The 19,797-nt window shown below is 64.5% G+C and carries 15 protein-coding genes; 5 read left to right on the top strand and 10 right to left on the bottom strand.

Annotation, left to right across the window (positions count from 1 at the left end; all coding sequences use genetic code 11):
* Positions 1-254: 254 nt before the first annotated feature.
* Complete coding sequence (locus N0B28_RS15095) at positions 255-2,429, bottom strand: TonB-dependent siderophore receptor (RefSeq protein ID WP_275727188.1); 2,175 nt, start codon at positions 2,427-2,429, stop codon at positions 255-257.
* 175 nt (positions 2,430-2,604) lie between these two features.
* Here N0B28_RS15095 and N0B28_RS15090 point away from each other — a divergent pair, with 175 nt between their 5' ends.
* Positions 2,605-4,059 carry a DUF1254 domain-containing protein gene (locus N0B28_RS15090; RefSeq protein ID WP_078480184.1) on the top strand — a complete coding sequence of 485 codons (1,455 nt, stop codon included), beginning with the start codon at positions 2,605-2,607 and terminating at the stop codon, positions 4,057-4,059.
* A 33-nt stretch (positions 4,060-4,092) separates the two neighbouring features.
* Positions 4,093-5,586 carry a DUF1254 domain-containing protein gene (locus tag N0B28_RS15085; protein WP_043862979.1) on the top strand — a complete coding sequence of 498 codons (1,494 nt, stop codon included), beginning with the start codon at positions 4,093-4,095 and terminating at the stop codon, positions 5,584-5,586.
* Between the two features lie 56 nt (positions 5,587-5,642).
* Here N0B28_RS15085 and N0B28_RS15080 read toward each other — a convergent pair whose 3' ends face one another.
* Positions 5,643-6,206, bottom strand: coding sequence for a recombinase family protein (locus tag N0B28_RS15080; RefSeq protein WP_043862978.1), 564 nt, complete (start codon positions 6,204-6,206; stop codon positions 5,643-5,645).
* A gap of 297 nt (positions 6,207-6,503) precedes the next feature.
* Here N0B28_RS15080 and N0B28_RS15075 point away from each other — a divergent pair, with 297 nt between their 5' ends.
* Positions 6,504-7,571: a fatty acid desaturase gene (locus N0B28_RS15075; protein ID WP_275727182.1), complete on the top strand. Its 1,068-nt coding sequence runs from the start codon at positions 6,504-6,506 to the stop codon at positions 7,569-7,571.
* A 187-nt stretch (positions 7,572-7,758) separates the two neighbouring features.
* Entirely contained in the window at positions 7,759-8,904 is a 1,146-nt protein-coding gene (locus N0B28_RS15070; RefSeq protein WP_123752485.1) for a serine hydrolase domain-containing protein, read from the top strand.
* 45 nt (positions 8,905-8,949) lie between these two features.
* Here N0B28_RS15070 and N0B28_RS15065 read toward each other — a convergent pair whose 3' ends face one another.
* The 8 genes from N0B28_RS15065 to gcvA form a co-directional block, all read right to left on the bottom strand.
* Positions 8,950-9,537, bottom strand: a complete 588-nt coding sequence (locus N0B28_RS15065) for a nucleotidyltransferase family protein (RefSeq protein ID WP_275727180.1) — start codon at positions 9,535-9,537, stop codon at positions 8,950-8,952.
* On the bottom strand, positions 9,521-10,567 hold the full coding sequence (locus N0B28_RS15060) for an XdhC family protein (RefSeq protein WP_275727178.1): 1,047 nt from the start codon (positions 10,565-10,567) through the stop codon (positions 9,521-9,523). The genes N0B28_RS15065 and N0B28_RS15060 overlap by 17 nt, the downstream gene beginning before the upstream one ends.
* A 53-nt stretch (positions 10,568-10,620) precedes the next feature.
* Positions 10,621-11,970, bottom strand: coding sequence for a cytochrome c (locus N0B28_RS15055; protein ID WP_275727175.1), 1,350 nt, complete (start codon positions 11,968-11,970; stop codon positions 10,621-10,623).
* A gap of 24 nt (positions 11,971-11,994) precedes the next feature.
* Positions 11,995-14,253: a xanthine dehydrogenase family protein molybdopterin-binding subunit gene (locus tag N0B28_RS15050; protein WP_275727172.1), complete on the bottom strand. Its 2,259-nt coding sequence runs from the start codon at positions 14,251-14,253 to the stop codon at positions 11,995-11,997.
* Positions 14,253-14,711 (bottom strand): (2Fe-2S)-binding protein, encoded by a 459-nt coding sequence (locus N0B28_RS15045; protein ID WP_043862972.1) that lies wholly within the window; start codon positions 14,709-14,711, stop codon positions 14,253-14,255. Before N0B28_RS15045 ends, N0B28_RS15050 begins: the two co-directional genes overlap by 1 nt.
* Before the next feature lie 128 nt (positions 14,712-14,839).
* Positions 14,840-15,748, bottom strand: coding sequence for a WD40 repeat domain-containing protein (locus N0B28_RS15040; protein WP_229589267.1), 909 nt, complete (start codon positions 15,746-15,748; stop codon positions 14,840-14,842).
* A 70-nt stretch (positions 15,749-15,818) separates the two neighbouring features.
* A complete protein-coding gene (locus N0B28_RS15035) occupies positions 15,819-17,069 on the bottom strand; it encodes an aspartate aminotransferase family protein (protein ID WP_054915403.1) in 1,251 nt (416 codons plus the stop codon).
* A gap of 90 nt (positions 17,070-17,159) precedes the next feature.
* Complete coding sequence (gene gcvA / locus N0B28_RS15030) at positions 17,160-18,050, bottom strand: transcriptional regulator GcvA (RefSeq protein WP_043862969.1); 891 nt, start codon at positions 18,048-18,050, stop codon at positions 17,160-17,162.
* 334 nt (positions 18,051-18,384) lie between these two features.
* Between gcvA and N0B28_RS15025 the strand changes: the two genes are divergently transcribed.
* Positions 18,385-19,785 (top strand): amino acid permease, encoded by a 1,401-nt coding sequence (locus N0B28_RS15025; protein WP_054915402.1) that lies wholly within the window; start codon positions 18,385-18,387, stop codon positions 19,783-19,785.
* Positions 19,786-19,797: the final 12 nt, after the last annotated feature.

Genomic DNA, 19,797 nt, shown 5'->3' with positions numbered 1-19,797 from the left:
TGATTGATAGCTTGTTTGATTCAGATATTGTGTTAAGTGGCGTTCAGTAGTTGCGAGATATTTTGATTGAAGTGAAAGGTGACATTATCTAAAGCGGATGGACCGCAACAGTTAAGTCATCACGGATTGAGGATGTCGCCCCAGAAAACCCACGCGCAATGGTTGAAGGGCAGGGACGGTTTGATCGAACGGCAGGACGTGCGTGGCGCACTGCGTACAGACAACAACACGGCGCATCCCTGCGCCACTTCACATCAGAAACTGTACTTGGCCGTGAGCATCATGTTGCGCGGTGTGCCGTAGGTGTCGCCGCCGTAGCTGGTCGAGTTGGAGATGGACGAGTAGTACTTGCGGTCGAACACGTTGTTGGCGTTCAGCTGCAGGTCCAGGTTGCGGGTCAGCCGGTAGCCGGCCATCAGGTCGGTGACGGCGTAGCCACCCTGTTCCAGGCGATAGCTGCCACCGTTGGCCAGCGCCACGTCGTTGTACAGGCGGCTCTGCCACGACACGTTGCCGCCCACGCGCAGTTTCTCCAGCGGGCCCTGGAAGCGGTAGGTGGTGGTCAGCTTGAACAGGTGCTCGGGCGTGTCGGTGTCAAAGCGCTGGTTGACGTTCTGCGGGTTGGCGGCGTCCTTGAGGGTGTGCACGCGGGCATAGGTGTAGCCGCCGCCCACCTGCCAGTTCTCGGTCAGCGCACCCTGCAGCTCGAAGTCGATGCCCTGGCTGCGGATCTCGCCCGAGGCCTCGTAGCATTCGGTCTGCGGGCAGTTCGGCACGAACACCTGCACCGCACGGTTTTCCTGGTCGATGCGAAACAGCGCCAGGCTGGCGTTGAGCGCACCCTCGAAGTACTCGCCCTTGATGCCCACCTCGTAGTTCTTGCCCACGATCGGCTTGACCGGGGTGCCGGAGGTGCCCTTGCTGCTCTGCGGGGTGAAGATGTCGCTGTAGCTGACGTAGACCGAGTGATGCTCGTCCAGGTCGTAGATCAGCCCGGCATAGCGGGTGACGTTGCGGGTGACCTTGTAGTCGCCGTCGCCATCGCGGTTGTCGTAGTCATACCAGTCCAGGCGCCCGCCCAGGATCAGCTTGAGCGGGTCGGCCAGGCTCAGGCGGGTGGTCAGGTACACGCCATCCTGGGTGGTCACTTCGCGGCTGTTGCCGGTGTGGGTGAAGTTCGGCTTGCCGGCATCGATCGGCCAGTTGGGGTCGTAGGGGGCATAGTTGTGGGTGGTCATGTCGTAGATGCGCTTGCTGGCACCCACCACCAGTTCATGGGTGCGCCCCAGCGCCTCGAAGGGCCCGCTGACAAAGGCATCCACGCCGGCCTGGTTTTCATCGTGGGCCGACTGGTACACGGTGCGTGCCAGCGTGTTGTTGACCCAGCGCGACTGGTACGAGCCGGAGAACAGCGCGTTCTGCTCGGAATAGTTGGCGTTGACCTGCAGCTTCCAGTCGTTGGCCAGGCGCTGGCGGATCTCGGCAAAGACGGTGTTGATCTCCTGGTCCTTGTTCTCCCAGGGGGTACCCGGGTTGTACGAGCGCGGCAGGTTCAGGTGATGGCCGTCCAGGCCGATCATCGAGGCGCCCCAGAAGTAGTTGGTCTTGTCCTTCTGGTTGGAGAAGCCGAGGGTCAGGGTGGTGTCGTCGCTCAGGTCCGCCTCGGTGATGGCGTAGAACAGGCCGTGGGTCTCGTCCACGCCATCGACGAAGCTGTTGCTGTCGCGGTAGGACGTCACCACCCGACCGCGCAGGGTGCCGCTGTCGTTGAGCGGGCTGGAGGCATCGACCTCGCCGCGGTAGTCGTCCCAGCTGCCGGCCGCACCGGTGAGGGTGACCTTCTGTTCGGCCAGCGGGCGCTTGCGCACCAGGTTGATGGCAGCCGAAGGGTTGCCCGCACCGGTCACCAGCCCGGTGGCGCCGCGCACCACCTCCACCCGGTCGAACATCGCCAGGTTCGGCTGGGCGCCCACGGTCCAGCCCTGGTAGCCACTGGGGATGCCGTCGTACATCAGGTTGTCGATATCGAAACCGCGCGCCGAATACGTCTGCCGGCCAGGGCCGCTGGAGAAGTCGAGGAACAGCCCCGGGGTGGCCTTGACCACGTCGTTGATGCTGGTCATGGCCTGGTCGTCCATGCGCTGGCGGGTAATCACGGTAACGGCCTGGGGCGTTTCGCGCAGGGTCAGCGGCAGCTTGGTCGCCGTCGACATGGCGCCGGTGGTGTATGACTGGGTGCCTTCGGTGGTGCTGCCCAGTTGAGTGTTGACGATTTCGGTGGCGCCCAGCTCCAGGGTCGCAGCCTTGGCTGGCTGCGGTGTCGCAGAGCTGTCATCGGCCAGGGCGGGGGTCAGGGTGGCCATGCAGATGGCCATGGCCAACAGATTGCGGGGCAGGCCGGAGCAATGCGGCGGGGTAGGGCGCGACATGAAGGGTTCCAGTGGTAGTGATAAATATAATACATATGAGAATCGTTACCAAATGATGTGTCAAGGTGTGTCGCAATAAATAGCGGCGTTCTGGCCGATGCCGCGTCCTCTGCTAGGTTTCTAACCACCACCTTTTGTCACCCCACCCCCAGGCATACAGGCAAGGAAGCACCCGATGAACAAGACACCCCTGTTTTTCAGTGGATTGCTCGCTACCGCGGTACTGTTCGGTAGCGCAGCGGCCCAGGCACATACCCAGCCGGTAGTGCAGGTTTCCGGGCCCGAAGCGGATGTGAAGGTCACGGAAACCTACGTGCGGATGATGGCCAGGGAGGCGTACTTCTGGGGTTGGCCCATGGCCAACATCTTCAACCGCCGGCAGAAGTTCAAGGACCTGCCCGAGGCGGGGTTGATGGGCGGCATCGTGCCTGTGGCGCCGATCAACCACCTGTCGATGCTCACCGACTACATCTCGCCCGGGGAACGGCTCGTGGCCTGCCCCAACCAGGATGTGGTGTATGGCGCAGGCAGCATCGCCCTGGACATCGAACCCGTGGTGATCCAGGTACCGGACTTCGGTGACCGTTTCTGGGTGTACCAGATGGTGGACCTGCGCTCCGACAGCTTCGCCGAGCTGGGCAAGATGTACGGCACCAAGCCCGGCTTCTACCTGCTGGTGGGCCCGGACTGGAACGGCAAGGTGCCGCAGGGCATCACCCAGGTGTTCCGCGCCAGCACCAACACCGGGTTCGTGATTCCACGGGTGTTCCAGGACGATACCGACGACGATCGCAAGGCCATCCAGCACTATCTGTCGGGCATCGACATGTACCCCTTGTCCAAGTACGACGGCAAGCCCAAGCAGCGTGACTGGAGCCAGTCGCCGAAATTCCCGGCCGAGGCGGCGGGTGAAGAGGAAACCCGCTGGGTGTTCCCGGAAACCTTCTTCGACGAGCTGCCGGCGATTCTCAAGGATGCCAGGCCGCTGCCCGGCGAAGAGGCGCGCTATGCGCAACTGACGGTGCTGGCGCAGATCGCCCAGCGCGATCCCGAGCTGAAGAAAGCCATGATCGACGAGGCGCAGAAGGCTGACAGCGAGGTGGTCAAGCCGTTGCTGCAGTTTCGCAACTACGGCCAGCAGTTGCCCCACCACTGGAGCACCATCAGCAACGGCGCGGCGTTCGGCACCGATTATTTCCTGCGCACCGCGGTGGCCCGTTCGAACATCTTCGTCAACAAGCAGATCGAGACCAAGTACTTCTACCAAGACCTGGATGCCTCCGGCACCCGGCTCAACGGCGGCCAGCGCTACAGCGTGACCTTCCCCAAGGGCGCGCTGCCGCCGGTCAAGGGGTTCTGGTCGTTGACGCTGTACAACCAGCAGCACTTCTTCGCCGAAAACCCCTTGGGGCGCTACTCCCTGGGTACCAAGAACACGTCGCTCAAGACCAACCCCGATGGCTCGCTGACGCTCTACGTACAAAGCGATTCGCCCGGCGCGGACAAGGAAAGCAACTGGCTGCCCGCGCCCAAGGGGGCCGACTTCTCGCTCTACGTGCGGGCCTACTGGCCACAGGCGGCGGCGATGAACGGCCAGTGGACGCCGCCGGCAGTGGTCAAGGTCAACTGAACGGATTACCCCATCGCGCCACGAGGACACCTCATGAACCGTTTGAGCAGCACCGTGACGGCCCTGGCCGTAGCCATTTCCCTGAGCAGCGTGGCCAATGCCGCCACCCGTTACGAAGAACTGGCCAACCAGCCCTTCGAAAAGGGCTTCCCGACCGAAGCAACCGCACGCAGCCTCATCGACGAGCTGGTGTTCCAGCGCGCCGTGCAGTCGTACCTGTGGGCGTTGCCGGCGATCAACATCTGGTCGATGAAGGAGGCCTCCGAGAAGCACTTCGGCGCCGGCTACAACATCCTGCCCACCTGGAAGAAACGCATCAACGCCAAGACACTGGTGACCACGCCCAACTCCGACCTGGTCTACGCCATGAGCTACCTGGACCTGGCCAAGTACGGCCCGCTGGTGGTCGAAGCCCCGCCTGGGGTGCAGGGCATGTTCGACGACTTCTTCCAGCGCCCCATCGTCGGCCCGACCATCGACGGCAAGACCTGGCGCGGCGACGTGGGCCTGGCCGGCCCTGACAAGGGCAAGGGTGGCACCTACGTGCTGTTGCCGCCGGGCTACAATGGCCCGGAGCCGACCGAGGGTTACGTCTATCGCTCGCGCACCAACAACGTGTTCCTGTTCTGGCGCACCTTCTTCAAGGACCCCAACGACCTCAGCGTGCCGGTGGCCGAGGTCGAGCGCACCAGGATCTATCCGCTGGGCAAGAAGGACTCGGCACTGGCGATGCAGTTTCCCGATGCCACCGGCGCACCGATCAACATGCTGTTCCCCGAGGACGGTCGCTACTTCGACATGCTGTCGCGCTTCATCGACGCCGAAGCGGTGGACCCGGCCGACATGGACATGCGCGGGTTCCTGCACACCCTGGGCATCGAGAAGGGCAAGCCCTTCGCCCCGGATGCCGAACGGCGCAAATTGCTCGATGAAGCGGCGCGCACCGCGTTCAAGATGAGCAAGGTGGTCACCAGCCACCTGCTGCCCAAAGAGCCTGGCGGCCTGTACTACAAGGATCGCCAGTTCGTGAACACCTTTGCCGGGGAGAACACCGAGTTCCAGGCCAGTGGCACCTTCACCAACCTGGAGCAGCGCGTGGCGTTCTTCACCTCGGCCTATTCGGACAGCCCGGGCATGGTGATGAACCTGGTCGGCGCCGGTGCCAAATACCCGGCCACCACCCGCGATGCCGAGGGCAAGTTCCTCGACGGTGCCCACACCTACAAGCTCAACCTGCCGGCGAATGTGCCGGCGGCCTTGTTCTGGTCGGTTACCGCCTACGACAACCTCACGGCATCGGGCCTGGACAACGGCCAGCCGTTCCCGTCGCTCAACCAGATGGACAAGCCGACGCCCAACAGCGACGGCTCCACCGACATCTACTTCGGCCCCACCTCGCCGGGCGAGGGCAAGAACTGGATCAAGACCCTGCCAGACAAGGGCTTTCTGGTGATCGTGCGGTTGTATGGGCCCAAACAGGCGTTCTTCGACCAGAGCTGGAAGCCGAGCGACCTAGTCAAGCAGTGAGGGTAGTCCAGCCGGCCTGGAACAACTAGTACCCAGGGCTCTTCTTCTGAAGAGCCCTAGGTCGATTTCAAATACCGATATAACGTCTGGCGACTGATATCGAAATCACGCGCCAGCCGGGATTTACTTTCTCCCGCGCGGGCGCGCTCAATTAAACTTACAACCTGATTGTCGGACAGTTTCTTCTTTCGACCTCGGTAGGAACCCCGATTTCTTGCAGTTGCAATACCGGCGGCCTGTTTTTCGCGCAGTGCCGCGCGCTCGAACTCTGCAAGCAACTCCATGGCCGCGACGATGGGGCCCGCAACTTCACGGCCGTCATCTCGGAATGTCAGGTTTTCATCCACAAACTTGAGCGTGACCTGTTTTTCGATCAAGCGGCGAATGAAGTTGCACAACTGCTCGGTATTGGCCGAAAGCGAGGCCATGCTGTCCACGATCACGGTATCCCCGCACTGCAGGTAACGCAGCAGCTTTTCAAAGCCTGCGCGGTGGGTGGCCGTGTCTGCAGGGGCATCGTAAAACACCGCGTCGAAGGCATCGGGGCTGGCTGGGCTGGGTACGCTGGCGTCTGGTTTCGGTGAGGCGAGCCGGCAATATCTGATGCGATGCAATCTCATGGTGCCTCCTTGGCAATACTTGTACGGCGTCGTTTTATAACTGTACAACCTGTAACTAAATTAAAAATCCTTACACGTAACTGTCACGCTGAACCCACCCAAAATACACAGTTGCAAAGACTTTTACTTGCCTTATCATTTTGAAGCTTGAAAGGATCTTAACAAGCTTCACGCAAACAGTCGATTTGCGTTTATATAATGCGCGCATGCATTCACCTACCCGTTGTATAGCCCGAACAATTGACGCGGCCGGTTTAACCTGGCGGGGGATTGTCCGACACAAACAGAGGATGAGGTATGAAAGTCTTGGAGGCAACAATGGAACTTGAACGCCCCACTACCGATCAGCAAAAGATTGATCATGTTACCCGGCGTATTACCGAACATGGTAATTACCTGCGCCAGCGCTATCCGATCCTGCAACATCAGAATGCGCTGGGCGCAGGTGTCATGGCGGTGTCGCTGATCGGCATGGTGGTGAGTGGGGGGCTCTACCTGCAGGGGTCCATTCCTGCCTGGGGCTGCATTCTGATCAACGCGCTGCTGACCTCGTTCATTCATGAAATAGAACACGATCTGATTCATCGTCTTTATTTCAGAAAACAGCCGCTGGCGCACAATGCCATGATGTTTTTATGCTGGTTGGCTCGGCCGGGAATGCCCAGCCCCTGGTTAAGGCGAAGTTTGCACTTTCATCACCATAAAGAGTCAGGCACCGAGACGGATGTGGAAGCCTGGATCACCACCAGTGGCAGCCCCTGGGGTGTACTGCGGTTGTTGAAACTGGTGGACGGGTTCATCTTCGGTTTTCTCAATGCGGTATTTGCCCCAGGCTGGCGGGAGAAAGTCCGCTTGCTGGTCAAGATCGTCCGGCTCAATACACCCTTTGGGCTGTTGTACTGGGGTTGCTGGTATGTGTTTCTCAGCTACCACCTGTATGCCTGGCTTGGCGCGGTCAGCGGGCACGAGGTGCACAGTTCCGCGACCACCCTGGCGGTAATGGATGTGGTCAACAGTGTGGTCGTGATTCTGGTCGCGCCCAACCTGATCCGGCAGTTCTGCCTGTTTTTCATCAGTTCGAACATGCACTATTACGGTGATGTGGCACCGCGCAATGCGCTGCAGCAAACTCAGGTCATGAACGCCTGGTGGCTATGGCCGTTCCAATTGTTCTGCTTCAACTTCGGCAGCACCCACAGTATTCACCACTTCGTTGTCAGGGACCCGTTCTACCTGCGCCAGATGACCGTGCCTTATGCGCATCAAGTCATGGCCGAGGCCGGTGTTCGGTTCAATGACTTCGGCACCTATAAACGCGCGAATCGTTATTCCCTGGCACACACGCACACGTGCTCGCGTGGATGAACGTTCCATCAACCTGTGTGTTTGAGGGGGCGCCCCAGGGGGCGCAGTCGGTAGTCAGGTTCACGAGCCAACAGTAATGCGTTCGGGTCTGTCAGGCGCCGAGACAATCATTGTCGCCTGGCAGGTCTGCTACGCAGCAACGTCGCTCGGTTACAGGGCAACATTTCAACGACGAGGAAGACGAGGCATGAAAGCGCAAGGGATATGTGCCCAGCCCTTCGAGGCGGTCCGGCAGGCCTTCGAAGCGATGTTCGATGATCCGCAGGAGCGGGGTGCCGGGCTCTGTGTGCAGGTGGACGGGGAGCGGGTCGTCGACCTGTGGGCCGGTGTGGCGGACCAGGAGGGCGGCAGGCCCTGGACGCACGACACGCTGGCCAACACCTTCTGTGTTGTAAAACCCTATGTGGCAGTGGCCATCCTGATGCTGGTCGAGGCGGGCCGGCTGGAACTGGATGCGCCGGTGGCCCGCTACTGGCCCGAGTTCGCCCGCAACGGCAAGGCCAGGGTCAGTGTGCGTCAGGTGATGAACCACACCGCCGGCCTGCCGGCGCTGCGGGGCCCCGACCATAACCCGATGATGTATGACTGGGAGCACATGGTGCGGGTGCTGGAAGACGAGCCGCTGTGGTGGGAACCGGGCACCGACCTGGGCTACGGCACCACCACCTTTGGCTGGATTCTGGGCGAGCTGATTCGTCGGGTGGACGGGCGTGACCCCTGCGCCTTCATCCATGAACAGATGCTGGACCCTCACGGCCTGGACGTGCACCTTGGGGTGGACGAGACGCAGTTTCACCGTATCGCTCGCTTCGACAGTGCCACCGGGCGCGTTGGCGACCCCTACTCGCAAGCGCTGCGCACGGTGGTGAAGAGCGAGCCCTCGCATATCGCCACATTCGCCTTCACCAACCCCGGCATGGTGCCCCGGCGCACCAGTGACCCGCGCTGGTGGGCCTATCGGCAACCGGGGGTGTGTGGCCATGCCACCGCTCACGGCCTGGCCGGCTTCTACAGTGCGCTGCTGGCGGGCCACTTCATCGGCCCTGAACTGCTCGACGAATTCACCCGAGAGCACAGTCATGGCATGGATCGGGTTTGGATGCGGCCGATGCGCTACGGGCTGGGCTGCATGCTGGAGCAGCAAATCGACCCGGCGGCTACCCACGCCATGGGCCCGGACACCTTCGGCCATATCGGGCTGGGCGGCCCGATCAGCTTTGCCGACCCCGAGCGGCGCGTGAGTTTCGGTTTCGTCACCACGACCTCGGGCGGCCACAGCATGATCGATCCGCGCCCCGGCCGGCTGTCAGCCCTTGTCTATGCGGCGCTTTGAGCAAGGCGCCAGCGCGCAGCGGCGGCTGGGCGCGGGTGGCGTCGCTCACCTCGAGCCAGCCGGGATGTCCCGCGGCTGATCCACATCCCTGATGACGCCCGCATCCTCCACCGGCACCTGGACGCAGGCGTCGTGCGCGCCGCGCACGATGTCCTTGCCGCCCTGATCGCCCTGCAGGCATGCCAGGGCCGGCCAGAACTGTCGACCGAAGATCACCGGATGCCCACGCACCCCGTGATGCAGCGGCAGCACGATCTGCCGGGCGTTGCACAGGGCCTTCAACTGCTTGAGCGTCTGCCCCTGCACCCAGGGCATATCGCCCAGCAACACCGCCACGGCCGGGGCCGGTGACTGTTCCAGCGCACGCACCCCGGCTGCCAGGCTGCTGCCCATGCCCTGGTCGGCCTGCTCGGCCCACAGAACCCGTACCCGCCCGTCAATTGCCAGGGTCGCGGGATCGTCCCCGGGCCTGAGTACCACCCGGACGTCGTCGAACGCCTCCAATGCCCGTGCCAGCGTGGCTGCCAGCAGCGTTTGCCCCGACGCCAGCCGTGCCAGGCGCTTGTCGCTGCCAAAGCGCCTGGCACGGCCTGCAGCCAGCACCAGGGCGATGCAGTCACCCTGGGTGCGCACAACACGATGCCTGAGTCAGTGGCGGGTGCTCCACCTGGGGCTGGGTCGGCCCCGCGCCGACAGCGCCGGGCAGGGGCACGCCGTTCTTCACCGCCAGCACCTCGGCCATCACGCTCACCGCAATCTCCCCTGGGGTCTTGCTGGCGATGTAGAGCCCGATGGGCCCATGCAGGCGCCGCAGCGATTCCGGCGTCTGGCCAAAATGCCCGATCAAGCGCTGGCGGCGGCTCTCGCTGTTGCGCCGCGAGCCAATCGCCCCGATGTACATCGCCGGCCCGCGCAGCGCTTCGATCAGCGCCAGGTCATCCAGCCTGGGGTCATGGCTCAGGGCAATCACGCAGGTGCGAGCATCCACCGCAAACGCGCGCACCACGTCGTCCGGCATGCCCATCAGCTTCTCTACCCCGGCGACCGTCCACACGTCCATGTGCTCCGGCCGCGGATCACACACCGACACCTTGAACCCGTTGAACAGCGCCATCACCGCCACGTACTCGGCCAGCACACCGGCGCCGATCAGCAGCATCCGGTAAGCCGGCCCCAGCGGGTTGCTCAGCCGCTGCCCATCGAAGCTGAACGGTGCATGGGGCTGGTCGGCCTGCACCGTCACCTCGCCCGAGGCCAGGTCAAGCTCGCGGCGCATCAGTACTCCCTCATCAAGCAGCGCCAGCAAACGGCCCAGCGCCTGCGCGCAGGGTGCGAACTCCAGCACCAGTTCCAGGGTGCCGCCACATGGCAGGCCGAACCGGTGCGCCTCGTCCGCACTCACGCCGTAGCGCACCACCTGTGGCGCGCCGCCTGGCATCCCCGGCCCGCCATGGAGGCTGCTGTACCGGTCAATCAGGTCGTCCTCGATGCACCCGCCCGACACACTGCCCACCGCGCGCCCGTCCTGCCTGAGCACCATCATCGAGCCCACCGGTCGCGGCGACGAGCCCCAGGTGCGCACCACGGTGGCCAGCAGGCAGCGCTCGCCGCCGGCAAGCCACTCCCGGGCAGTTCGCAGCACCAGCAGGTCAATGCTTTCCATGGGGGGTCCTCGACAGGCGTTGCAATGGCATGGGGGCTTCCTGGTGGTGATGCTCAACGCATCTGCAAGATGATCGGGTTGCTGCTGGCCGGCCCGGTGTGCTCGCGCAGCTTGCCCACCGTCTTGGCCTCTACCGCGCCACCATGATTGCCCCAGGTGCTGCGCACAAAACTCAGCACCTCGGCAATTTCCCGGTCCGACAGCTGTTCGCGAAATGCCGGCATGCGGTAGGCGTCCGGCACGCCCGCGGCGACGATGCGCTGCGAGCCGTTCAAGGTGATGTTGATGGCCGATGCGTCCTCCCCGGCCAGTGCCGAGGTGGCGCCGGCCAGGGGTGGCATCCACTCGGCCTGGCCGCGCCCGTCCAGGCCATGGCAGGTCGCGCAGCGGCTCACGTAGGTGTGGGCGCCGGGGGCCGTGGATGCGGCCGACAGCTCGCTCGCCTGGTACTGCCATGCCGGCCCGTCGCGGCTGGGGTCGCCGGGCAGCGACTTGAGGTAGTGCGCGATCGCGCCCAGGTCTTCGTCGCTCATGAACTGCGTTGAGTTGTTGAACGCCTCGGTCATCGAGCCGTACACCACCGCGTGCCGGTTGCGCCCGTGCTTGAGGAAGCTGACGATATCCGCCTCGTTCCAGCGCCCAAGCCCGGTGTTGGGGTCGTTGCGCAGGCTCGGCGCATACCAGCCATCCAGCAGCCCGCCGGCCAGGTACGTCTTGCTGGCCTCGCTCAGGCCCTTCTCGTTGAAGGCCAGGCCGCGCGGCGTATGGCAACTGCCGCAGTGGCCCGGCCCCTGCACGATGTAGGCGCCGCGGTTCCACTGCGCATCCTGGTCCGGCTTGGCCGGGTAGGGCGCGGGGTCGGTGAACAGGCCGTTCCACAGCGCAATCGGCCAGCGCAGGTTCAGTGGCCAGGGGATTTCGCTGGGCTTGTTGGCCTGCGCCGCCGGGCTCACCCCGTGCATGAAGAAGGCATACAGCGCGCGGATATCGTCGTCACTGAGCTTGGCGTACGAGGGGTAGGGCATGGCCGGGTACAGCCGGCGACCGTCCGGGGTCACCCCATGGCGCACGGCGCGGTCGAAGTCGGCCAGGCTGTAGGCGCCGATGCCGGTGGCGCGGTCGGCGGTGATGTTGGTGGCGTAGATCGCGCCCAGCGGGGTGGCCATCTTCAGCCCGCCGGTAAACGGCGCCGCCTCTGGCAGGCTGTGGCAGGCCACGCAGTCGCCCAGCCGCGCCACGTACTCGCCGCGTTGCACCAGGGCCGGGTCTGGCGGTGCGGCACTGGCCTGGGCAGCGAAGGGCGACGCCGGCGTGCGGGTCACGTACCAGGCCAGCACGGCTGCGATGACGAGGCAAAGCAGCGCGAAACAGCCCAGCGTTGTTGCGAGTCGACTCTTGGTCATGTGCGCGGTGTCCCTGATCGAGGCCTAGCTGAAGGTGTAGCGCGACAGCGGCATGCTGCGGATGCGCTGGCCGGTCAGGTGCGCCACCGCATTGGCCACCGCCGGGGCCACCGCCGGCAATGGCGGCTCGCCGATACCGCCCATCTTCGCGCCGCTCTCGACGATGCGTACATGCACCCGCGCCATGCGCTGCGCCGACAGGATCGGGTACAGGTCATAGTTGCGCGCGCGCGGCTGGCCGTTCACGTACACCGCTTCCTCCACCAGTGCCTGCGACAGCCCCAGCGACACCGCGCCATTGACCTGCGCCTCGATGATCGCCGGGTTGACGATGCTGCCGGGGTCGATGGCCTCCCAGATATCGTGCACCTTCACCTGGCCCTGCTCGATGGACACCTCGGCGATCACCGCCGCCTCCGAGCCGAACGGCGAGGCCATGGCCACACCCCGAGCGCGCCGCGAGCCGTCCTCGGCGGTGAACGGGCCACGCTTCCAGCCACCGGACAGATCGCCCACCGCCTGCAGCAGGTTGGTCAGGCGCTGGTTGTCGCGCAGCAGGTGCAGGCGCAGTTCGAACGGGTCCTGCTTGCCCTTGTCGGCCAGCTCATCGAGGAACGCCTCATAGAAGAAGTCATTCAGCGAGTTGCCCACCGAACGCCAGTAACCGAGCATCGCCGGGCCTTTCACATAGACCTGGGCGATACGTTTGCTGGGGATGGCGTAGGCCTTGCCCGACAGCCCTTCGAGTGCCGTGGGGTCGATTTTCTCGCCCTGCTTGCCGGCGATGGCTTCGGTGGGGCCTTCGGTGGCACTGACTGCCTCGATGGCCACCGGCAGGCCCTGGGCGTCGAGTGCGGCGCGGAACCTGACCACGGCCATGGGGCGCAGCGCGTCACGCAGAAACTCCTCTTCGCGGCTCCAGATCAGCTTGACCGGGCGCCCGACCGCCTTGGCCAGCAGGATCGCCTGCGGGTAGGGGTTGGCGCTGTCGTACAGGAAGTGGCGGCCGAAAAAGCCGCCCAGCAGCGGCGAGTGCAGGGTGATCTGTGACGGGTCCAGGCCGGTGCGCTTGGCCATGTCGGCGCGGAACATGTCGGGCGCCTGGTTGGGCAGCCACACCTCCAGCGTGCCGTCGGGGTTGAAGCGCGCCAGGGCCGAAGGCGGCTCCAGCTGCGCATGGTTGAGGAACTGGTTGTGGTAGGTGGCCTCCACCTGGGTGGCGGCGTCGGCATAGGCTTTGCCGAAGTCGCCTTCATTCTCCTCGTCGCGGGCCGGGCCGGTGGCCGCGGCCAACTGGTCGCGAAAGGCGTCGCTGGAAAAGTCCGCAGGCATCTGGCGCACCTTCGAGTCGGCCGATGCCTCCAGCCACTGCACCTGCACGGCCTCCACCGCGCGCTTGGCGTGCCACCAGCGCTCGGCCACCACGGCCACCGCACCGGGCAGCCGATGCACCGAATGCACGCCCTTCATGGCTTTCACCTGCGCCTCGTTGCGCAGCTCGCCCACGCGCATGCCCAGGCGCGGTGCATGCTGCACCGCGGCATGCAGCATGCCGTCGACCTTCACGTCGATGCTGTACACGGCCTTGCCGGTGGACTTGTCATAGGCGTCCACCCGTTGCACCGGCTTGCCGATCCAGCGGAACTGGCTGGGGTCGCGCAGCGTCACGCCGGCAGGGTCTGGCACGGGCAGGTCCATGGCCTGGGCTGCCAGTTCGCCATAGCCCAGCGTGCGCCCCGACGCGGCGTGTATCACCCGGCCGGGCTCGGTGCTCAGGTCGCCCACCGGCACGCCCAGGCGCTCGGCAGCGGCCTGCAGCAGCATGGCGCGGGCCAGGGCGCCGAGGCGGCGCATGGTCGGGTAGCTGGTGCGCACCGACATGCTGCCGCCGGTGATACGCATGCCGTTGTCCATCACCACGTACTGCTCGCCGGGCGGTGCGCTGTCGATCAAAAAGGTGACGGGGTCGGCATCGAGCTCTTCGCCCACGATCTGCGCCATGGCCGTGAAGATGCCCTGGCCGCCCTCCATGAACGGGCTGAGCAGGCGGATGCGGCCGTCCGGGCGGATCTCCAGGAAGGCCGGCACCTGGGTGCCGGGCGCCGCTGCGTTGCCCGTGGCGGCCTGCACACGGCTCAGGCCCAGGGGCAGGCCGAAGCCCAGCACCAGTGCGCCCACTGCCGTGCCGGCGCTTGCCAGCAGAAAGCTGCGGCGCGAGATATTGACCGGCTCGCCCACAGGGAAGGGCTGGGCCACGCCGGTAACGCGCAGGCTGTCGTTCATCAGGCGTTCTCCTGCGCGGCGGCCACGTCGTGCACGGCGGCATGGATGGCGTTGTAGGTGCCGCAACGGCACAGGTTGACCATCGCGGCAGCAATCTGGGCATCGCTCGGGTGCGGGGTGTGCTTGAGCAGGGCAGTGGCCGCCATCACCTGGCCCGACTGGCAGTAACCGCACTGGGCCACCTGGTGCTTGACCCAGGCGCTGACCACGCGCTTGCCCACGGCGTCGGCCTCCACGGCTTCGATGGTGGTGATTTCGCGCCCCACCACGCCTGCCACCGGGGTCACGCAGGCGCGCACCACGGCGCCGTCCACCAGCACCGAGCAGGCGCCGCACTGGGCCAGGCCGCAGCCGTACTTGGTACCGGTCAGGCCCAGGTCATCGCGGATCACCCACAGCAGGGGCGTGTCCGCGTCAGCATCGACCTCGTAGGTCGTCTGGTTGATTCGCAGTTGCATGGCTCACCCGTCATCAGTCGGTCAGGTCTTGATTTCTTATGGGCGTGGCCGTGCGCAAGGCGCAGGCCACCCATAGACGCTAGCACACGGGGCGGCGGTGGCCGTTGAAGGGGCGGGTCAGGTGACGATCAGCAGGGGCTGGCCAGGTCCAGCTTGGCCACGATGGCGCCGGTGAAGAAGTCCACCACCTCGCCACGATGGCTCAGCACGTGGTCGCCAAACCAGTCAGCGGCCAGTCGCGCCTTGGGCATGATGGTGGTCTCGGTATGGCCGGTGGCGGTTGCGATGATGAGATTGCCGGCGAGCGTGGAGCTGTCGGTGGGCGAGGTCGGCAGGCACAGGTGGCTGCCGGATTCGTTGAACAGGATCCGGCCCGAGCCGACATGGCCATACGCACTGACGTCCTTGGTCCATACCGTTGCGCCCTCGCGGTCGCAGCACAACAGCCGGTTGTTTTCCCCGGTCACGAACAGGTACTGCCCGTCGCGGGAAAAGCGCAGGCTGCGCACCTTTGCCTCCAGCGGCACGCTGACCCTGCCGACTTCGCCGCTGGCGCAATCGACCGTCAATACGCCATTGCGGGCACGCTCGTCGGGGGCCCAGAGCCTGCCCTGCAACGGGTCGATGCTGCCGAACCTGGCGTCCACGTCACGCTCCACAGGGTCGCTGTGTTCACCGCTGTCCAGGTCGATGATCACCGGGCGTTTCTTGCCATTGGCCACGCTGACCAGCGCGTAGCGGGCGCTGGGGTCGAAGCGTGCCCAGTACGACAGCAGGTTCTGGGTTGCATGCAGCGGCGCGCCGTCGTGCACAAGGTTCAGCCGCGAGCGGCTGGCCCCGCGCACCACCAGCCACTTGACCCCGCTCAGCGCGATGCGGCGTTGGTCGCGCGCGATGTCCCACACGCTGTCGTCGGGCTGGGCGAAAGCCGGCCGGCTCAGGGTGCCGGTGTCGGGATGGTACTGCACGAGGCAGGGCGGGCGAACGGTGTCGTCCTTGTCGAAGAACACCAGGCGGCGCGGTACATCGATGTACATTGGAACTCCCAGGGCCAGCGTGCGAAACGATGCAGGATAAAGCCTGATTGCGCTGGGCAAAAGCACTTGCTCATGACAGTTCTGCCAGGCAGCGCTCCAGGATATCCAGCCCGCGCTCCAGCACGTCTGCCTCGGCGGTCAATGGCGCCAGCAACCTGATGATGTGCCGCGCCTTGCCCGCCGGCATCAGCAGCAGCCCGGCCGCGCGTGCCTTCTCCAGCACCTCGGCCAGTTGTGCGGTGGCCGGCTTGCCTTGTGGCGTGACCAGCTCGATGCCGCGCATGGCGCCCACACCGGTCAGGCGCCCTAGGTACGGCGTCAACCCGCGGGCCTTCCACGCTTCATAACGCCCGACGATGGCGCGCTCCTGCAGCTCGCCCCAGGTCGCCAGGTTGGCATCGCTCATCAGTTCCAGGGTCGCCAACCCTGCCGCACAGGCCAGCGGGTTGCCCGAATAGGTGCCGCCCAGGCCACCCTTGGGCAGGCTGGCCATCAGCTCGCGCCGGCCTACCACCGCGCCCAGCGGCACGCCGCCGGCAATGCTCTTGCCCAACAGCAGCAGATCCGGCTCGATGCCCAGCCGCGGGAAGCCGAAGCGCTGGCCGGTGCGGCCAAAGCCCGACTGGATCTCGTCGATGATGATCAGGATGCCGTGTGCATCGCAGAACGTGCGCAGGGCCTGGGCAAAGGTGGGGTCCATTGCCAGGAAGCCGGCTTCGCCCTGCACCGGCTCGAAGATGAAGCAGGCCACTTCGTTGACGTCGATCTCGACGCTGAACAGGCGCTCCAGCGCCTGCATCGCCTGCTCGCCGGTCACGCCGTTGTCGGCGCTGGGGTAGGGCAGGTGGAACACCGGGCCGGGCAGCACGCCGACCTTCTGCTTGTAGGGTGCCACCTTGCCATTGAGGTTGAGCGTGGCCAGGGTACGTCCGTGGAAGCCGCCATCGAAGGCCACCACCGCCGTACGCCCGGTGGCGGCGCGGGCCACTTTCAAGGCGTTCTCCGCCGCCTCGGCGCCACTGTTGGTGAGCATGCCTGCCATCGGGTAGCTCAGTGGCACGAACGCCTCCAGGCGTTGCATGAACTGCACATAGGGCCCGTGCGGGACGGCGTTGAACGCCGCATGGGTCAGTTGCGTGGCCTGGTGCTGGATGGCGCTGACGATCGCCGGGTTGCAATGCCCCAGGTTGAGTACGCCGATACCGCCCACGAAGTCGATGTAGTGCTTGCCATCGGTATCCCACACCTGGGCATTGCGCCCGTGTGAAAGTGTAATGGGATGCACAATGGAAAGAGATCGGCTGATTGTTTCGTGCGTCATGGGCAAGTACCTGGGTGACGGAAGTTTTTATATATCTAAGCCAACATCCGGCAAACGCCACAAGCGAAATAAAGTCGAGCAATCATTCCGTCAAATCGTGATCCTGCCCTGTATCCACTCGACGAACGCCTTCACCTTCGGCACCTGCGCCGCATGCTCGGCATGGGCGATGAAGTGCGCGCCCTCGCTGGGCATGGTGTGCGCCCAGGCCACCACCAGCTTGCCCTCGGCCAGTTCTTCGGCCACCAGGTAGCGTGGCACCAGGGCGATGCCGCAGCCGGCCTGGGCCGCGCGGATGCACAGGTAGAAGGTGTCGAAGCGCGGCCCGTGGTAGCTGTGCTGGGACTGCAGGTCCTGCTGCAGGAACCACTCGTGCCAGGCCTCCGGGCGCGAGGTGCATTGCAGCAAGGGGTGGCGGGCGAGGTCTTCGGCGCTGCGTGGCAGCGCTGCCGCGATCAGCTCGGGGTGACACACCGGCACCACCTCTTCATGGAACAGCTCGATGCAGGTGGCCCCCGGCCAGGTGCCCTGGCCGAAGAAAAACGCGATGTCGGCCTTGTTGTTGAGCAGGTCGAAGGGTTCCAGCTCGCTCTTGATGTCCAGATGGATGTTCGGGTGCTGCCGGCTGAAACCGTGCAGGTTGGGCACCAGCCAGCGTGCGCCGAAGGTGGGCTGGGTGGCCACGGTCAGCACCTGGGTCTCGCCGCCGTAGGTCAGGATGTAGCGGCTGGAGATGTCCAGCTGGGTGAGGATCTTGTTCACCTCGGCCAGGTACAGCGAGCCTGCAGGGGTCAGGTGCAGGCGCCGGCGCACGCGCTGGAACAGGTTGTGGCAGAGCATTTCCTCGAGTTGCGCCACCTGCTTGCTCACCGCGCTCTGGGTCAGGTGCAGCTCCTGCGCGGCGCGGGTGAAGCTCAGGTGGCGGGCCGCCGCTTCGAAGCATTGCAGGGTGGTGGTGGAGGGCATCAAACGCTTGGACATCGAGGGCACCGGGCAGATGAAAAGGACTGAGTTCATTCCATGGAGGAATCATGTGGTGATAAAAGGTCGTTTGTAAGCAGCCTGTTCGCAGATTAATACTGACCTGCGTCAATCATTTCAACTGCTAGTTTCGATGCCCCGAGGGACCGGGAAAAGTGCGTCCGAAACTTATCGAAAAGAGGCCGATCAGTACCCGTTACATCACGTTTGATGCCCAAAAAACAATAACGGCTCCTTACATTTCTGCTGCCGCACACTTTCCATGAAGACCTTGGCCTGACCTGCGCGGTCATCGCGCAACCAGGTGCAGCAGGCATTGGCCAGAGAGGCAACCATGTCGTCCCTACAAGAAAAACCGCAACGCTCGCTCAAGCACGGCCTGACCTCGCGTCAGGTCTCGATGATCTCCATCGCCGGCATCATCGGCGCCGGTTTGTTCATCGGTTCGTCCAACGCCATCGCCAAGGCCGGTCCGGCCATCCTCATCTCCTACATGATTACCGGCCTGCTGGTGCTGCTGGTGATGCGCATGCTCGGCGAAATGGCCATCGCCGACCCCAACAGCGGCTCGTTCTCCACCTACGCCGGGCGGGCCATCGGGCCATGGGCAGGCTTCACCATCGGCTGGCTGTACTGGTGGTTCTGGGTACTGATCATTCCGGTAGAGGCAATCGCCGGTGCCGACATCCTGCACGCCTGGTACCCCGACGTGCCGTCCTGGGCCTTTGCCTTCCTGATCATGATCGTGCTGTCGTGCAGCAACCTGATCAGCGTGAAGAACTTCGGCAAGTTCGAGTACTGGTTCGCCCTGGTCAAGGTGGTGGCGATCATCGGCTTTTTGGTGGTGTGCCTGATGGGGGTGAGCGGTGTATGGCCGCTGGCGCAGACCTCGGGCGTCGAGAACCTGTGGTCCAATGGCGGCTTCATGCCCAACGGCTTCGGCGCCGTGCTGGCCGGCGTGCTGGTGACCATCTTCTCGTTCTTCGGTGCCGAGATCGTCACCATTGCCGCCGACGAAACCGCCAACCCGAAAGACAAGATCCGCCGCGCCACCAACCTGGTGGTGTACCGCATCGCGATCTTCTACGTGTTCTCGATCTTCTTCATCGTCGCGCTGGTGCCGTGGAATGACCCGCGCCTGCTGCAGGTGGGTTCGTTCCAGCGCGCGCTGGAAATCCTCAACGTGCCGGGTGCCAAGTTCCTGATCGACGTGGTGGTGCTGGTGGCGGTGACCAGTTGCATGAACTCGGGGCTGTATACCGCTTCGCGCATGCTCTATTCGCTGGGCGCACGGGGTGAGGCGCACCCGCTGACCAAGCGTATTTCCGGCAGTGGCGTGCCCACCGTGGCGGTGCTGTTGTCGACCCTGGCCGGGTTTGTCGGTTGCTTCGTGAACTTCGCCTTCCCGGGCAAGGTGTTCGGCTTCCTGCTGTCGACCACCGGGGCCATCGCGCTGCTGGTGTACCTGGTGATCGCCGTGTCGCAGCTGCGCATGCGTGCCATCGTCGAGCGCGAGGGCACCGAGCTGGCGTTCAAGATGTGGCTGTTCCCCTGGCTGACCTGGCTGGTGATCGTGGTGATTTCGCTGGTGCTGGGCTACATGCTGTTCAGCCCCGACTACCGCTATGAGACCTTGATGACGGCGGCGGTGACGGCGTTGATCCTGGGCATCGCGTTCTACCGCAAGCGGGCGCGTATCGAGCATCAGCCGCAGGCGATGACCGAGCAGGGTTAGCGAGCGCTGCGC

This window comes from Pseudomonas sp. SD17-1 (assembly GCF_029201585.1).
In the GTDB taxonomy this organism is placed as follows: domain Bacteria; phylum Pseudomonadota; class Gammaproteobacteria; order Pseudomonadales; family Pseudomonadaceae; genus Aquipseudomonas; species Aquipseudomonas palmensis.
The sequence above is the reverse complement of the archived record's forward strand: the minus strand, read 5'-3'. Positions and strand labels throughout refer to the sequence as shown.

What these genes read in the sequence shown, in the direction of transcription:
- N0B28_RS15095 (WP_275727188.1), bottom strand. Translation starts at nt 2,429, where the DNA reads ATGTCGCGCCCTACCCCGCCGCATTGCTCCGGCCTGCCCCGCAATCTG.
- N0B28_RS15090 (WP_078480184.1), top strand. Translation starts at nt 2,605, where the DNA reads ATGAACAAGACACCCCTGTTTTTCAGTGGATTGCTCGCTACCGCGGTA.
- N0B28_RS15085 (WP_043862979.1), top strand. Translation starts at nt 4,093, where the DNA reads ATGAACCGTTTGAGCAGCACCGTGACGGCCCTGGCCGTAGCCATTTCC.
- N0B28_RS15080 (WP_043862978.1), bottom strand. Translation starts at nt 6,206, where the DNA reads ATGAGATTGCATCGCATCAGATATTGCCGGCTCGCCTCACCGAAACCA.
- N0B28_RS15075 (WP_275727182.1), top strand. Translation starts at nt 6,504, where the DNA reads ATGAAAGTCTTGGAGGCAACAATGGAACTTGAACGCCCCACTACCGAT.
- N0B28_RS15070 (WP_123752485.1), top strand. Translation starts at nt 7,759, where the DNA reads ATGAAAGCGCAAGGGATATGTGCCCAGCCCTTCGAGGCGGTCCGGCAG.
- N0B28_RS15060 (WP_275727178.1), bottom strand. Translation starts at nt 10,567, where the DNA reads ATGGAAAGCATTGACCTGCTGGTGCTGCGAACTGCCCGGGAGTGGCTT.
- N0B28_RS15055 (WP_275727175.1), bottom strand. Translation starts at nt 11,970, where the DNA reads ATGACCAAGAGTCGACTCGCAACAACGCTGGGCTGTTTCGCGCTGCTT.
- N0B28_RS15050 (WP_275727172.1), bottom strand. Translation starts at nt 14,253, where the DNA reads ATGAACGACAGCCTGCGCGTTACCGGCGTGGCCCAGCCCTTCCCTGTG.
- N0B28_RS15045 (WP_043862972.1), bottom strand. Translation starts at nt 14,711, where the DNA reads ATGCAACTGCGAATCAACCAGACGACCTACGAGGTCGATGCTGACGCG.
- N0B28_RS15040 (WP_229589267.1), bottom strand. Translation starts at nt 15,748, where the DNA reads ATGTACATCGATGTACCGCGCCGCCTGGTGTTCTTCGACAAGGACGAC.
- N0B28_RS15035 (WP_054915403.1), bottom strand. Translation starts at nt 17,069, where the DNA reads ATGACGCACGAAACAATCAGCCGATCTCTTTCCATTGTGCATCCCATT.
- gcvA (WP_043862969.1), bottom strand. Translation starts at nt 18,050, where the DNA reads ATGTCCAAGCGTTTGATGCCCTCCACCACCACCCTGCAATGCTTCGAA.
- N0B28_RS15025 (WP_054915402.1), top strand. Translation starts at nt 18,385, where the DNA reads ATGTCGTCCCTACAAGAAAAACCGCAACGCTCGCTCAAGCACGGCCTG.